The 14,711-nt window shown below is 37.9% G+C and carries 16 protein-coding genes; 13 read left to right on the top strand and 3 right to left on the bottom strand.

Features of this window, described 5'->3' with window-relative positions; all coding sequences use genetic code 11:
- Nucleotides 1-802: 802 nt before the first annotated feature.
- A complete protein-coding gene (locus tag BTHG_RS22005; protein ID WP_010284622.1) occupies nucleotides 803-1,624 on the bottom strand; it encodes a hypothetical protein in 822 nt (273 codons plus the stop codon).
- A 77-nt stretch (nucleotides 1,625-1,701) separates the two neighbouring features.
- The gene (locus BTHG_RS22000; RefSeq protein ID WP_010284620.1) at nucleotides 1,702-2,073 is read right to left on the bottom strand and encodes a rhodanese-like domain-containing protein; all 372 of its coding nucleotides are present in this window, start codon (nucleotides 2,071-2,073) and stop codon (nucleotides 1,702-1,704) included.
- A gap of 156 nt (nucleotides 2,074-2,229) precedes the next feature.
- Between BTHG_RS22000 and BTHG_RS21995 the strand changes: the two genes are divergently transcribed.
- The 3 genes from BTHG_RS21995 to BTHG_RS21985 all read left to right on the top strand — a co-directional run bounded on the left by BTHG_RS21995 (nucleotide 2,230) and on the right by BTHG_RS21985 (nucleotide 6,978).
- The gene (locus BTHG_RS21995) at nucleotides 2,230-3,066 is read left to right on the top strand and encodes a lipoate--protein ligase family protein (protein WP_010284618.1); all 837 of its coding nucleotides are present in this window, start codon (nucleotides 2,230-2,232) and stop codon (nucleotides 3,064-3,066) included.
- Nucleotides 3,067-3,406: 340 nt separating this feature from the next.
- Nucleotides 3,407-5,968 carry a vitamin B12-dependent ribonucleotide reductase gene (locus BTHG_RS21990; RefSeq protein WP_010284615.1) on the top strand — a complete coding sequence of 854 codons (2,562 nt, stop codon included), beginning with the start codon at nucleotides 3,407-3,409 and terminating at the stop codon, nucleotides 5,966-5,968.
- Between the two features lie 125 nt (nucleotides 5,969-6,093).
- Entirely contained in the window at nucleotides 6,094-6,978 is an 885-nt protein-coding gene (locus BTHG_RS21985) for a patatin-like phospholipase family protein (RefSeq protein WP_010284612.1), read from the top strand.
- A 58-nt stretch (nucleotides 6,979-7,036) separates the two neighbouring features.
- Here BTHG_RS21985 and BTHG_RS21980 read toward each other — a convergent pair whose 3' ends face one another.
- On the bottom strand, nucleotides 7,037-7,444 hold the full coding sequence (locus BTHG_RS21980) for an SA1362 family protein (RefSeq protein WP_010284610.1): 408 nt from the start codon (nucleotides 7,442-7,444) through the stop codon (nucleotides 7,037-7,039).
- Nucleotides 7,445-7,977: 533 nt separating this feature from the next.
- On the opposite strand from BTHG_RS21980, the gene BTHG_RS21975 reads away from it, so the two are divergent.
- The 10 genes from BTHG_RS21975 (at nucleotide 7,978) to spoIIIAE (ending at nucleotide 14,701) form a co-directional block, all read left to right on the top strand.
- On the top strand, nucleotides 7,978-8,499 hold the full coding sequence (locus BTHG_RS21975; protein ID WP_010284608.1) for a YqhR family membrane protein: 522 nt from the start codon (nucleotides 7,978-7,980) through the stop codon (nucleotides 8,497-8,499).
- Between the two features lie 283 nt (nucleotides 8,500-8,782).
- Nucleotides 8,783-9,229 (top strand): type II 3-dehydroquinate dehydratase, encoded by a 447-nt coding sequence (aroQ, locus tag BTHG_RS21970; RefSeq protein WP_010284606.1) that lies wholly within the window; start codon nucleotides 8,783-8,785, stop codon nucleotides 9,227-9,229.
- A complete protein-coding gene (locus BTHG_RS21965) occupies nucleotides 9,226-10,287 on the top strand; it encodes a M24 family metallopeptidase (RefSeq protein ID WP_010284603.1) in 1,062 nt (353 codons plus the stop codon). Before aroQ ends, BTHG_RS21965 begins: the two co-directional genes overlap by 4 nt.
- Nucleotides 10,288-10,325: 38 nt before the next feature.
- Nucleotides 10,326-10,883 carry an elongation factor P gene (gene efp, locus BTHG_RS21960; protein ID WP_010284600.1) on the top strand — a complete coding sequence of 186 codons (558 nt, stop codon included), beginning with the start codon at nucleotides 10,326-10,328 and terminating at the stop codon, nucleotides 10,881-10,883.
- 161 nt (nucleotides 10,884-11,044) lie between these two features.
- Entirely contained in the window at nucleotides 11,045-11,326 is a 282-nt protein-coding gene (locus BTHG_RS21955; protein WP_010284598.1) for a YqhV family protein, read from the top strand.
- Nucleotides 11,327-11,402: 76 nt separating this feature from the next.
- Nucleotides 11,403-12,326: a stage III sporulation protein AA gene (gene spoIIIAA, locus BTHG_RS21950; RefSeq protein WP_010284593.1), complete on the top strand. Its 924-nt coding sequence runs from the start codon at nucleotides 11,403-11,405 to the stop codon at nucleotides 12,324-12,326.
- Nucleotides 12,327-12,842, top strand: coding sequence for a stage III sporulation protein SpoIIIAB (spoIIIAB, locus tag BTHG_RS21945; RefSeq protein WP_010284590.1), 516 nt, complete (start codon nucleotides 12,327-12,329; stop codon nucleotides 12,840-12,842).
- Nucleotides 12,843-12,857: 15 nt separating this feature from the next.
- On the top strand, nucleotides 12,858-13,064 hold the full coding sequence (spoIIIAC, locus tag BTHG_RS21940) for a stage III sporulation protein AC (RefSeq protein WP_010284588.1): 207 nt from the start codon (nucleotides 12,858-12,860) through the stop codon (nucleotides 13,062-13,064).
- A 14-nt stretch (nucleotides 13,065-13,078) separates the two neighbouring features.
- The gene (gene spoIIIAD, locus BTHG_RS21935; RefSeq protein ID WP_083849220.1) at nucleotides 13,079-13,468 is read left to right on the top strand and encodes a stage III sporulation protein AD; all 390 of its coding nucleotides are present in this window, start codon (nucleotides 13,079-13,081) and stop codon (nucleotides 13,466-13,468) included.
- A 36-nt stretch (nucleotides 13,469-13,504) separates the two neighbouring features.
- Nucleotides 13,505-14,701, top strand: coding sequence for a stage III sporulation protein AE (spoIIIAE, locus tag BTHG_RS21930; protein WP_010284578.1), 1,197 nt, complete (start codon nucleotides 13,505-13,507; stop codon nucleotides 14,699-14,701).
- Nucleotides 14,702-14,711 lie beyond the last annotated feature (10 nt).

Genomic DNA, 14,711 nt, shown 5'->3' with positions numbered 1-14,711 from the left:
TGCAAATTAAAAGATCAGCCGATATGGTTGGTCTTTTTATTGCTTAAAAATTGCAAGGTTAGGGGTAACAAAAGTCTTCCAATAAAGTGTTGGATTTCGACTAGATAAGAAGAGGTCCACAGATGGAAAAAACTAGGAAATACTAGGTAAGCAAACGTTAGAAAGAGGTCCGCAGATGGAAAAACTAGGTAATACTGAACAAGCAAATGTCAGAAAGAGGTCCTGCAATGGAAGAAACTAGGTGAAACCGGACAAGAAACGACAGAAAGAAGTCCACAAATGGAAAAGATTAGGGAAACGTGAACAAGCAAACGTCAAGAAACTCCAAAATGAAAAATAAGGTTACCATAAACCACTAAAGGGTAAATTAGAATCCGTATACCACAAACCCCCATATCCACCAACAAAAACTACCCAAAGACTGCGAACCAATTAAATCAGAAGGAAGCAAGGGAGCGACAACCGGAATGTACTATGAGACATACTGCAAACGGCATAAATGATATATCGCGAGGCTAGAAAACGATAACCGATATACCGAAGACGGCATAAACGATATATCACCAAGTTGAAAAACGATAAATGATATAACTCAAACGGTATAAAGGATATATTGGTAATTGGTGGGACATGGAGTTTCAGGTATTGCAGGATGGGAAATTTAAGTCCGCCAAAATTTCGGTATGACCAGGGTAAAAATGCCCACCTTTATGTAAGGCTTCTTTAAGCTGAAAAAAACATAAATGATTTATCGAAAAGACGTAAACCAATCTTCTCGAATGGGCACATATAATTTCGATCTTTATATAGAGACTAACAATGCTCCAAGTATTGGTAATAGAAGTGCCACAATCCAAAGTGGTAGGAAAAACTTTTTCGTCTTTTTTACCTTCTTTGATGGCAGGCTAAAATGATAAATATTCTTATGCAAACAATCCATCACAGCATGTACCATGACCGTCCCAATAAAACAATATAGAAGTAATGTAACGTAGTACGCAATGTTTTTATTCACTATAGGAAGGTTAGCAATCAATAAAAACAAAATCAGTGATAGTAGTGAAATAAATAGTAGGCTACCCAAATTTTCAAGTAATAGTCTTGGTGATTTTGCAATGGCATCCCTAACTGAGGTATCTTCTAAGACCAGAATGAATGGAGTCAGAGAGTAAAGTGCCACGATTAGAATGGTGACGATGGCTAGCGGCCAAAATATATGAAATAGAAGATAGATGAAGCCACTTATTATAAATTCAGTGATGGAAAATATCACCATTCTGTCAAAATAGTAAGGTGCAATTTTTAAAACGGAATATGTATTATCGGGTCCTTCTAAAAAGCATTTCATGGATCCAAGGTACATGCTGAATGCGTAGCTTTTTATTAGTAGGATTACAATAGTAGCTATGCTTGATAAAATCCAATGGTTTTCCTTATGAGACGTATTAATGTCATTAAGAAGTGGAATTACAAAGGGAATGTCAATGATGTGAAATGAAAACGGGACAAAGCTAAAATATACCCCTAATATTCCTATGGATGAGAGGATAACATTTACGATTAGTGGGATGATGATTAATCTTGGGTGGTAGATGGTGTGGTAAATTCCTTTTGAAATGTTCAAAATATCACCTCAGGTTATTCTTTTCACATTTTATCATATTTAAGCTATGAAAAAACCTACTCCAATGACGGAATAGGTTACTTTTTCTTTATTTTACCTGACCATTTTTTAAAGCCGCCTTGGAGCTGGTAAAGGTCTTTATAACCCTTTTTACGAAGTAATTGGGCTGCACGACCACTACGAACAGTGTTTTGGCAGTATAAGTAGACTGGTTTATCAGGTCTGATTTCTGTTAATCGTTGTTTCATCTGAGATAACGGTATATTACGTGCTCCTAGAATATGACCCCCGTCAAATTCATTCGGTTCACGGACATCGATTAATTGTGCTTTACGATATCCTTCACGAAATTGTTCTTCAGTTAAAACAGTTACTATTTTTCGTTGGTAGAAGAATGTGATAATTCCGTATGCGATGATTGCACCTAAAACAATTAAAAGTATTTCCAAAATCAATCTACTCCTTTTTCTATCTCGCCTTTTCTATTATATTCGTGTGACTTAAAAGAATCAAAGGAATTCTCTGGGGTTTTGATTTTGAAATTCAATTTTTGTTCTGATACACTAAGGAATGGCAAACTATTATTTAAACAAAGAGGGTTTCAAATGGAAAAAGAGGTATGGAGATTTATTGATTCTGGCAATTGTTCGCCTGAGTTTAATATGGCTTTAGATGAAGCTTTGCTTGATTGGAATAGTGAGGGGAAGATTCCACCAACTATACGTTTTTACGGTTGGAATCCACCGACTCTTTCAATTGGTTATTTTCAAAAAGTAGAAAGAGAAATTGATTTAGATGCTGTTAGAAAGTATGGTCTTGGATTTGTACGACGCCCGACTGGAGGTAGAGGGGTGCTACACGATCAAGAGCTTACTTATAGTGTGATTGTGTCTGAGGATCATCCTGAAATGCCACAGACCGTAACAGAGGCTTATCGTGTTATTTCCGAAGGGGTTTTACAAGGCTTTCGGAAATTGGGTCTTGATGCTTATTTTGCTGTTCCAAAAACGGCGGAAGAGCGTGAAGGGTTAAAAAACCCACGATCTGCTGTGTGCTTTGATGCACCTTCTTGGTATGAACTTGTCGTAGAAGGAAGGAAAGTTGCTGGAAGTGCTCAAACAAGACAGAAGGGTGTCATTTTACAGCACGGCTCTATTCTACTAGATATAGATGAGGATAAATTATTTAATCTCTTTAAATATCCTAGCGACCGTGTGAAGGAAAGAATGCAGCGTAATTTTAAAAATAAAGCTGTTGCTATAAATGCATTAAGGGAGAAACGAGTTACCATTGATGAAGCCAAGCAGGCTTTTAAAGAAGGTTTCGAGGAAGGGCTTAATATTGTCCTAGAGCCTTATCAATTGTCTGATGAGGAAATGAAGTATGTGTATGAAATTGCCGAAAGACGATATAAAACAGATGAATGGAATTTTAAAAGATAAACGACTTTTTTAGTCGTTTTTTACTTGGTAAAAACCATAGGACTTTGGTATTGTTAAGTTTGGTCTTTAATGAGAAAAATCAAGCGACAAAATTCTTCAAAAAAGATGAATTTATTCAGTTTACCTAGTTTTTCCTCTTATTTTCTTTATATATTATACTATTTTCAGTTTGACAAAATAGATTTTATTCATCTCAAAATCAATATGTAGTGGTGTCGAAAATTATTTTCATACTATATATTGATTATTTGTATTGTCTTTCAAATAGATATGTGATACTTTAATTTTATCACACAAAAATAAACACAATTAATTAATAGATTTAAAGGGAGATGTGGGAATGACAGTTGTGCTAGAAAAATCGAATATTAATGTTGAAAGGTTGAACCAGGATATACGCCTTTTTCCTCAAGTCCATCCAATTACGGAGGACATGAAGATAACGCATAAGGGTGTATCAAGGCTAGTAATGCTTGACCGGTATACATTTAAGGATACCGAGAAGATTACTCTTGCAGAAGGTGACTTTGTTGTTCTTACAATCAAAGAAGATCCTAAGTTCCCTGCCCGTGGTTTAGGTTTCATCGTTGACATTGATTGGGAACAGAAGACAGCACAGGTGCTTGTAGAAGAAGAATATCGTGGTGTGCTGGACAAGCCTGAGGAAGTGGAGACAGGAATTGTAAATCGTTCACTAGATGTTATTGAGAAACCACTTGAAATCTTCTATGAGCAAATTGCCAAAAGAAATGCGACTGGTTTGGCTTCCGTTGAGAAAACAGAGGAAAAACGTCAGGAGTGGTTTGAAAAGTTCTATCAAGAGCTTGTTAAATTAAACTTTATTCCAGCTGGACGTGTTCTCTACGGAGCAGGTGCGGATACAGATGTTACGTACTTTAACTGTTACGTAATGCCGTATGTTCAGGATTCTCGTGAGGGTATCTCAGAGCATCGTAAGCAGGTTATGGAAATCATGAGCCGTGGTGGCGGTGTAGGAACAAACGGTTCTACATTACGCCCACGTAACACACTAGCACGCGGTGTAAATGGTAAGTCATCTGGTTCTGTTTCATGGCTTGATGACATTGCGAAATTAACACATCTTGTTGAGCAGGGTGGGTCCCGCAGGGGAGCACAAATGATCATGTTACAATCTGATCACCCTGATATTATTGAGTTCATCATATCGAAGATGCAAAACCCTAGAATTCTTCGTTATTTAATTGAAAATACAGAAGATGCAACCATTAAAAAATACGCTCAGGAAAAGCTAAAATTCACTCCGTTTACTGAGCAAGAAGTTCAAATGTACCAAGGAATTGTGAATTATAAACAAATCCCTGGCTACGGTGGATTTAGTGATAAGATTATTAAAGATGCGGAGCAAAAGTTAGTTACCGGTGGTACCTATAGTGTCCACAATCCTGAATTCTTAACTGGAGCAAATATATCTGTTTGTATCACAAAAGATTTTATGCAAGCTGTTGAAGAAGATGGATTATACGAACTAAAATTCCCAGATGTTGAAAGTTATAATGAAGAAGAAATGAAGATTTACAATGAAGAATGGCATAAGGTTGGGGATGTACGCGAGTGGGAAAAGCTTGGTCACAAGGTACGTGTATATCGTAAGATCAAAGCTAGAGATCTCTGGAACCTAATCAATATTTGCGCAACTTATGCGGCAGAACCAGGAATTTTCTTTATTGATAATGCAAACGACATGACAAATGCACAAAGCTATGGTCAAAAAGTTGTTGCTACCAACCCATGTGGCGAGCAACCCCTTGCACCATATTCAGTTTGTAACCTTGCAGCTGTTAACTTAGCTGAAATGGTTGATAAAGAAACAAAAACGGTTAACTTTGAGAAACTAAAGCAAACTGTTGAAGTTGGAGTGAGAATGCAGGATAACGTTATTGATGCTACTCCTTACTTCTTAGAAGCTAATAAAAAACAAGCATTAGGTGAGCGCCGTGTAGGCCTAGGGGTTATGGGATTACACGATTTACTTATCTATTGTGAAACAGAATATGGTTCAGAAGAAGGAAATAAGTTAGTTGATGAAGTGTTCGAAGTAATTGCAACAACTGCTTATCGTGCTTCAATTGAACTTGCAAAAGAAAAAGGTAGCTTCCCATTCTTACAAGGTAATTCACCTGAAGATGGAAATCGTATCAGAGAAGCTTTAGTTAATACTGGATATATGCAAAAAATGCCAGAGGATATCAAAGAAGGCATTAAACAATACGGAATTCGTAACTCACACTTACTAACTGTTGCTCCTACAGGTAGCACAGGAACTATGGTTGGCGTCTCAACAGGTCTAGAACCTTATTTCTCATTCTCTTATTTCAGAAGTGGGCGCTTAGGTAAGTTTATCGAAGTTAAAGCGGATATCGTTCAAGAATATTTAGACAAACATCCGGAAGCAGATTCAAACAACCTTCCTAATTGGTTCGTTTCTGCAATGGAACTTTCACCAGAAGCACATGCTGACGTTCAATGTGTCATTCAGCGCTGGATTGATAGTTCAATCAGTAAAACAGTTAATGCACCAAAAGGCTACACTGTTTCTCAAGTAGAAGCTGTATATGAGCGCCTCTACAAAGGTGGAGCTAAAGGTGGTACGGTTTACGTTGATGGAAGCCGTGATGCTCAAGTTCTTACACTAAAAGCAGAAGAGAACACGTTTGAAGATACAGAAGTGACTACTGAAGAAGAAAAACCAAAAAATCGTGTAGTGCTAATGGATACTGTGATTGACTTACGTCAAACCGATGTAACAATTGGTTCTGAAGTAGGCGATACATGCCCAGTTTGTCGTCAAGGTACAGTAGAAGACCTTGGTGGATGTAACACATGTACAAACTGTGGTGCACAGCTTAAATGTGGATTATAATATCATCCTCGAGAAGGAATCAAATCGATTCCTTCTTTTTTATTTTCAAGATAAATCACACGTACTAATTCCCAAGCAATGCGATTACAAATGTATAAAGGCAACGATTTGATGGGAGGGGTACCATGTTAATTGATGGTGTTTTTTCAGGCGGAGGCATAAAAGGATTTGCGCTAATTGGAGCGTACCAAGCAATTGAAGCAAAGGGATTAACCTTTAAAAGGATGGCTGGAACTAGTGCTGGTTCCTTAATTGCCTCTTTGATTGCAGCGGGTTACACAAGTGCTGAAATCATCGAACTCATGGAAGAATTAGACCTCAGTGAATTTTTAGATCAGCGAAAAGCCCTCTTGCCTACACCTTTGGCTAAATGGCTTCTGTTGTATTGGCGTCTTGGTCTGTACAAAGGAGATATGCTTGAGAAATGGATTTATCAAAAGCTTCGTGCCAAAGGTGTTGTGACCTTTCAAAACCTCCCGCAAGGTCGATTACGGATTATTGCTTCAGATTTAACAAATGGAAGAATTATGGTGTTACCAGATGACTTAGAACGATATGGCATACACCCAGCATCTTTTTCAGTAGCAAAAGCTGTTCGAATGAGCTGTAGTCTTCCTTACTTTTTTGAGCCTGTCCGATTAAAAGATTATAAAGGAAATACCATTGTTGTGGATGGAGGGGTCTTATCAAACTTCCCCATTTGGTTATTTGATGAGGAAAAAAAGCTAAAAAAAAGACCTGTCCTCGGTATTAAACTTAGTGGGAATAGTCAGCAACAAAACCAAAATAAAATCAATAATGCTATCGATATGTTTGGTGCCCTCTTCGAAACCATGAAAAATGCACATGATGCGCGTTATATCTCACGTAGACATGAGAAAAACATTATTTTTATTCCAATAGAGAGTGGTTTGACGACGGAGTTTGGTGTAACAGGTGAAAAAAAACAAGAACTCATTGATTTAGGTAAAAATCGTGCCGAATTATTTTTACGCACCTGGGGTTATTAATAAAAAAGAAGAATAAATGAAAACAAAAAACTTTAATTCAGCCCTTTGCTGAATAAAGTTAAAATAATGCTCGATTCTTCTTTTTCCCTTTTTTACCCTCAATTACGGTCAAGTGTGTTGTATTTGTTTTTCGCTTTTTATGAATAGATGCTACAGTCGATCTTTTTGTCGCGCTTATTGGAGATTTCTTACCGCCTACTCCCAAAGTTTGTGATTTCCTCTTACCACTTGTTTTAAAACGCCTCCTAGATTGTTTAGCTGCGCGTAAATAAGCGGAATGTTCTTTACCTCCCATTCGTCGACTAAAAACAAATTTATATAGTAGATAGATTATACCTATGAATAGGAATATCATGCCTGCTTGCACGAGTAACGAACCTGGACGAGTGAAAAGGGTGTAGACAAATCCAAGTGCACCTAATCCTAGTAAAATCAAGACAACTATATTTGATTTACGACGATTCATGAGATACACCTCCTAAAAAGCTATACTTATATTGTATTATGACGTAATGTCGTTGTTGCCCGGATATATTAATTAAATACTTGTTATAAAAAAATAAGTAGTGCTTATTTTATATATATTCTACAAGATATGCTAATAAACCTCTATGTTAACAACATCATTTACAATAATTTTGATTTTTTATTCCGCTAAACATTTACTATTCTACCCAGCAATTTCCATTGATACACATTTTTCCACGAATCTTTTCAAAATAGATGAACTTTTTTCGGGAGGAAGGTTAAATTCAATTAGCAGATGTTTACCATTAGTGAGGATGTAACACTGTACGCGTAAAGTAACGTTTCCTGCAGATTTCGCAGATTTTGAAAGAAAGCTTTTGAGCTAAGGATGGATCAAAGACTGAGGCCGCCACGTCCTGTGGTAACGTCCTTTTGACCCACCTCGTAATGGCCTAAAAAATCTGGACGTAAAAACGCGAAAGCGTATTTGATTAAAATTCGGGACATACTAGCAAATGGAGGTGTTGACCTGTGGTAGATGCTGAAAAAAAGAATCCCGAACTTGAACAAAACAAAAAAGATAGTGAGATGTCTCTTATGGGCAAAGTTGTGGTAATTGGTTTGTTTGGGGGGATTTTTTGGAGTTTACTTTCCTATCTTTCGTATGTTTTTCATTTTACAGAACTTAGCCCAAATCTTGTTCTTAAGCCGTGGATTCTTGGTGATTGGAAAAATCGTGTATTAGGTCAGTTTATTGGAGTTTTAGTAATTGGTATCATTTCAATCGGTGTAGCACTCTTATATTATGCTTTTCTTAAAAAGTTTACGTCCATTTGGGTTGGTGCTGGATTTGGAATCGTGTTATGGCTCATTGTTTTTTATGTGTTTAATCCAATTTTTCCAGATATAAAAACCGTCGCAGAATTAGAGCGTAATACAGTTATTACTACTATATGCTTTTATATCCTATATGGTGTCTTTATTGGATACTCAATCTCATTTGAGGAAAATGAAATGAAGGACGAAAGGCGTGTCGTCTCTACAAATGAGTAGGTAAATTAGGAAAACTTATGATAGAATGTTCTTGTTCGAACATTCTATTTTAAGTGAGAGTTCAAAAAGGAGAATGAATAGGACCACGCCCGCAAAAACGCCACGGCCTGTGGTGATGCCGGGGTCTAGCACATCCTGTGCGTCGAAAGTTCGAGGCGGCGCAGCTTTGAGTACCGGAACGTATGTAACTAATACGTGAGGAACGCAAAAGCAAGCCAACGAAGAAATTCGAAGTGTCATCTTCACCTAACTTTTTGAATCCTCTATAAAGGGAGTTTTAGTTATGAAAAAAATACTCCTCATTAACGGTCCTAATTTAAACCGACTCGGGAAACGGGAACCGCATATTTATGGGAGTGTCACACTTGCAGATGTGGAGAAAGATTTGACTGAGTTTGCGAAAACGCTTAATGCGGAGCTTGATTGTTTTCAATCTAATCATGAGGGTGCGATTATTGATGCCATCCATGAAGCAGAAGGAGAATATGATGGAATTGTCATGAATCCAGCTGCTTTTACACATTACAGTTACGCAATTCGGGATGCAATCGCTGGAATAGAAGTACCTGTTGTGGAAATACATATTTCAAATATCCATACTCGTGAAGAATTTAGACACACATCCGTCATAGCTCCTGTGACGATTGGACAAATTGTTGGATTAGGTATTTACGGCTACAAACTTGCTTTACAAGCAATGTTAGAGCACTTAGGGGGGAAGGCGAAATGAGTAAATTAGAAAAATTACGGGAGAGTTTTTCAGGTTTTGGAATCGATGGTTTATTAGTTACCAATAGCTACAACAGACGGTACATAACAAACTTCACCGGTACAGCTGGGGTTGCGCTTATTTCTGAAAAGAAGGCAGTCTTTATTACTGATTTTCGATATGTAGAGCAAGCAAATGAACAAGTAAAGGAATTTGAGATTGTTCAACATTCAGGACCAATCATCGAAGAGGTTGCAAAACAAGCTGAAAAGATGGGAATTAGAAAGCTTGGATTTGAGCAAGACAACCTTTCCTATGCAACGTATACTGCTTATGATAGAGCAGTACAAGCGGAACTCGTCCCAGTTTCAGGTGCGATTGAAAAATTACGCTTGATAAAGACAGAATCAGAGATTAAGATATTAAAGGAAGCAGCGGAGATAGCTGACGCCGCCTTTACACATATTTTAAATGTGATTCGTCCTGGTATCACTGAAATTGAAGTATCAACTGAGTTAGAATTCTTTATGCGAAAGCAAGGAGCTACTTCATCCTCTTTTGACACTATTGTTGCATCTGGCTATCGCTCAGCATTACCGCATGGTGTTGCAAGTGATAAAGTGATTGAAAAAGGTGATTTTGTAACCCTTGATTACGGTGCATATTATAAAGGATATTGTTCAGATATCACACGTACTGTAGCGGTAGGAAATCCTAGTGATGACTTAAAAAATATTTATGAGGTTGTGTTAGAAGCGCAACTTCGTGGTATGGCTGGTATTAAAGCAGGAATCACAGGAAAAGAGGCAGATGATTTAACGCGTGATTATATTTCAGAAAAAGGCTACGGAGAATATTTTGGTCATTCAACTGGACATGGACTTGGTATGGAAGTTCATGAGCAGCCAGCATTATCATTTAGATCGAATGATGTGCTTGAACCAGGAATGATTGTTACCTGTGAGCCTGGAATTTACATAGCGGGATTAGGTGGCGTGAGAATTGAAGACGATGTTGTTGTTAAAAAAGATGGCAATGAATCCCTCACATTCTCAAAGAAAGAATTAATTATTCTATAGACAAATGATTGTCGTATTGAATTAGGAGGAAATAATAGATGATTTCAGTTAATGATTTTCGTACAGGTTTAACAATTGAGGTAGACGGTGGAATCTGGAGAGTAATGGATTTCCAACACGTTAAGCCAGGTAAAGGGGCTGCATTCGTACGATCTAAGCTACGTAACCTTCGTACAGGTGCCGTTCAAGAAAAAACATTCCGTGCAGGTGAAAAAGTAGCAAAAGCACAAATTGAAAATCGCAGAATGCAATATTTATATGCAAACGGTGATTCACATGTATTTATGGACAATGAGTCTTATGAGCAAATCGAGCTTCCAGCATCTGCAATTGAGTATGAGTTAAAATTCTTGAAAGAAAATATGGAAGTTCATATCATGATGTTCCAAAGCGAAACACTTGGAGTTGAACTTCCAAATACAGTTGAGCTTAAAGTTACTGAAACAGAGCCTGGTATTAAAGGAGACACAGCTTCTGGAGGTTCAAAACCAGCAACTCTTGAAACGGGTTTAATTGTACAAGTTCCTTTCTTCATCAATGAAGGAGATGTGTTAATCATCAACACAACTGAAGGATCATACGTATCACGTGCGTAATATAATATTGAAACTCTAGGACCCATCGCGTTGATGGGTTCTTTTTTTTGCCCAAAAATCTCCTAAGCATTCTACAACATTCCTTTTTCCATTTTTCTCTTCTGAATTTCCTCAAACAAGCATAGGTTGTACAAAAGAAATTTTATTGGGTGGGGACTATGATGAGACGAATGTTTTCAATGTTTGATTCAACTGTATTGACGATGGCAGGCTTACGAATACTATCGGGGTGTTTAGAAATAACGGCAGCCATTTTAATGCTAGTGTTTAATGATGTGAAAAAGGCTCTAGCTGTCAACGCATCACTGGCGATTGTGGGGCCACTTGTTTTGATTGCAACGATGTCAATCGGACTAATTGGCCTGGCGGATCAGCTTTCGTATTCAAAGCTTCTTTTTATAGGGCTAGGTGTTGGATTTATTTTATATGGAATCTTTCGATAGAAATCAGTCGAGTAGGCATATTGTGTCCAAGCCTGCATACATTGAATTATGAGAGATTATGTGAGGAGTTTACTATATGAAAGAAATAGTCGAGGTACTACCAAAATCAATCGCTAACCTAATCGAAAAGTATCCTCCAGAACGTACAGATAAGATGGAAGAAATCCGAATCAGGGTATCTAGGCAACTTGAAATTATAGAAAATGGATTACCTATCTTTCATAACTATACCGTCACAAATGAAGACGCCGTCCAGCTTTTAAATAAGCTTGGACAATACTCGATTTATACACTTGAAGAAGAATTGAAGCGTGGATATGTCACCATTCAAGGTGGGCATCGAGTCGGACTAGCTGGTAAAGTCATCACAGAAAACGGGATGGTCAAAGCCATTAGAGATGTAACGTCCTTTAATATTCGGATTGCCAAACAAAAAATTGGAGTTGCAGCTCCACTTGCACCCTATCTCTATGACACACATTGGAAAAACACAATTATTATCGGTCCGCCTCAAACCGGTAAAACGACATTGCTAAGGGATCTTGCAAGGATGATTAGCACAGGAATTCAATCAAAAAGTATCCCAGCAATGAAGGTTGGAATTGTAGACGAGCGTTCTGAGATTGCAGGATGTGTAAAAGGAGTGCCGCAAGCTTCATTAGGACCAAGGGTCGATGTCCTAGATGCGTGTCCGAAGGCAGAGGGCATGATGATGATGATTAGGTCTATGAGCCCGGATGTTTTGATAGTTGATGAGATTGGTAGAGAGGAAGACAGTCTAGCGATTATGGAAGCTGTTAATGCCGGGGTTAGTTTGATAGTGACAGCACATGGTCATCAGATTTCCGACCTTTTGAAGCGCCCTTCTTTAGAAAAAATTATTAAAGCAGGCGTTATAGAGAGATTTGTAGAGTTATCACGCACAAAAGGGCCAGGGACTGTAAAAGCTATTCTCGGTCCAAGTGGAAAGCATCTTTTATCAAAAGTGAGCGTGACATAAATGATAAAAATACTAGGTGCAGTTTTAATTATACTAGCAACAACATGGGCTGGATTCGAGGCGGCCCGCCGGTTGAGCGAGCGCCCTCGACAGCTCCGGATGCTAAAAACAGCTTTACAATCATTGGAAGCAGAAATTATGTATGGACATGTTCCTTTAATAGATGTTGCTACCCATCTTTCACGACAAATTCCAAAGCCTATTTCTTACTTTTTTGAAGGGTTTGCAAACCGACTTCAAACGGGTGAGGTAAGCGTAAAGGTTGCCTGGGATGAGAGCCTAAAAGAGATTAAAAAGTTGACTGCTTTTCACCAAGGTGAGATTGAGATACTTCAGCAGTTTGGGGAAACGCTCGGGCAACATGACAGAACCTCACAACAGAAACATATACTCCTTGCTATTACACATCTGGAACGAGAAGAAAGTGATGCAAAAGATAGACAAATGCGTTATGAAAAAATGGTGAAAAGCCTGGGCTTACTGTCTGGATTATTAATAGTCATTTTATTGATTTAGGGGGAGAAGACGAGAATGGGAGTGGATGTAAATATTATTTTTCAAATAGCCGGTGTAGGAATTGTGGTTGCCTTTCTCCATACAATCCTAGATCAGATGGGTAAAAAAGAATATGCCCAGTGGGTCACATTATTGGGGTTTATATATATTCTGTTTATGGTTGCAACAATTGTAGAGGATCTTTTTAAAAAGATTAAAGCCGTATTCCTCTTTCAAGGGTAAGGAGGGGATGAACGATTGAGATTATACAAATCGTTGGATTAGGTTTAATCGGAACCTTTCTAGCACTCATAGTAAAAGAACAAAAACCTACCTTTGCCTTTATGCTTGTTGTCTTTATCGGCTGTGTGATTTTTCTCTTCTTAGTTGGAGAAATATCGGATATCATTCGGATGCTTGAGAAGGTCGCAATAAATGCGAACGTAAACACTGTCTATGTCGAAACGATTCTTAAAATCATTGGCATTGCGTATATAGCCGAATTTGGAGCTCAAATTACAAAGGATGCAGGTCAAGGATCAATTGCCTCAAAGATTGAACTCGGAGGAAAAATTTTAATTCTAGCCATGGCAATACCAATTTTAACAGTATTAATTGAAACAATTATTGGACTTATTCCTAGTTAAATCTATAGGGTTAAAGGTTTCAAGGGGGTGGTTGGCGTGACCGGTAGCAAAGTCCTTTCTTTTCTTGGTTTATTGTTTTTCTTTTTTTCTTTACCCCAATTTGTACAAGCCTCTCCCTCACAACAAGAAATTATCGACAATCAAATTCATGAACAGGTTGAGGAACAGTTAGAAACCCTCGGCATCGATGAAATAAAACAATTTTGGGATGAAATTGTTACGGAATATGGAGGATATTTACCAGAAAGTCAAAAGGGTAGTTTACTAGAGTTCATTCGCGGCGAGAAGGAGCTTTCATTAAAGGAATGGTTGCTTGGACTCGTCAAATTCGTGTTTCATGAAGTAATTGCGAATGGAAAGCTGCTTAGTACACTAATCATGCTTACGATTTTTAGTATGTTTTTACAAACACTTCAAAATTCATTTGAGAAAAGTGCCGTAAGCAAGGTTGCGTATGCCATTGTTTACATGGTACTTATCATCATCGCCTTAAATAGCTTCCGTATTGCCATCATGTACACAGAAGAAGCCATTCAGACGATGATTAACTTTATATTAGCGCTTGTGCCATTATTACTTGCATTAGTGGCTTCATCAGGTGGAATCGCATCTGCGGCATTTTTTCATCCATTGATATTATTTTTAATGAACACCAGCGGGCTATTGATTCATTACATCGTTTTACCGCTGTTGTTTATGGCAGCATTACTGAGCATCGTGAGTACGTTAAGTGAGCAGTACAAAGTGACACAGCTTGCTCAGTTGCTCCGAAATGTGAGTATTGGAATCATTGGCGTTTTTCTGACGATCTTTCTTGGTGTTATTTCTGTCCAAGGGACTACAACTGCCGTTGCAGATGGAATAACCATTCGAACAGCAAAGTTTATTACAGGAAATTTTATTCCGGTGATTGGCCGGATGTTTACAGATGCAACAGATACAGTTATCAGTGCCTCGGTGATATTAAAAAATACAGTAGGGATATTCGGGGTAGTCATACTACTATTAATTGCCGCATTTCCAGCTATTAAGGTGCTGTCATTGGCAATTATTTATAAACTGGCAGCAGCACTCTTACAGCCACTTGGAGGGGGACCCGTCATTGCTTGCCTAGATATCATCAGCAAAAGTGTCGTTTATATTTTTGCAGCTTTAGCAATCGTATCATTGATGTTTTTCTTAAGCATAACTGTCATCATTGCAGCAGGAAATCTGACATTAATGGTTAGATAGAAAAGCGCAA

It is taken from the genome of Bacillus timonensis (assembly GCF_000285535.1).
GTDB lineage: Bacteria > Bacillota > Bacilli > Bacillales > Bacillaceae_L > Ferdinandcohnia > Ferdinandcohnia timonensis.
Note: the sequence above shows the minus strand (reverse complement) of the source record. Positions and strands in the feature narration are given on the sequence as shown.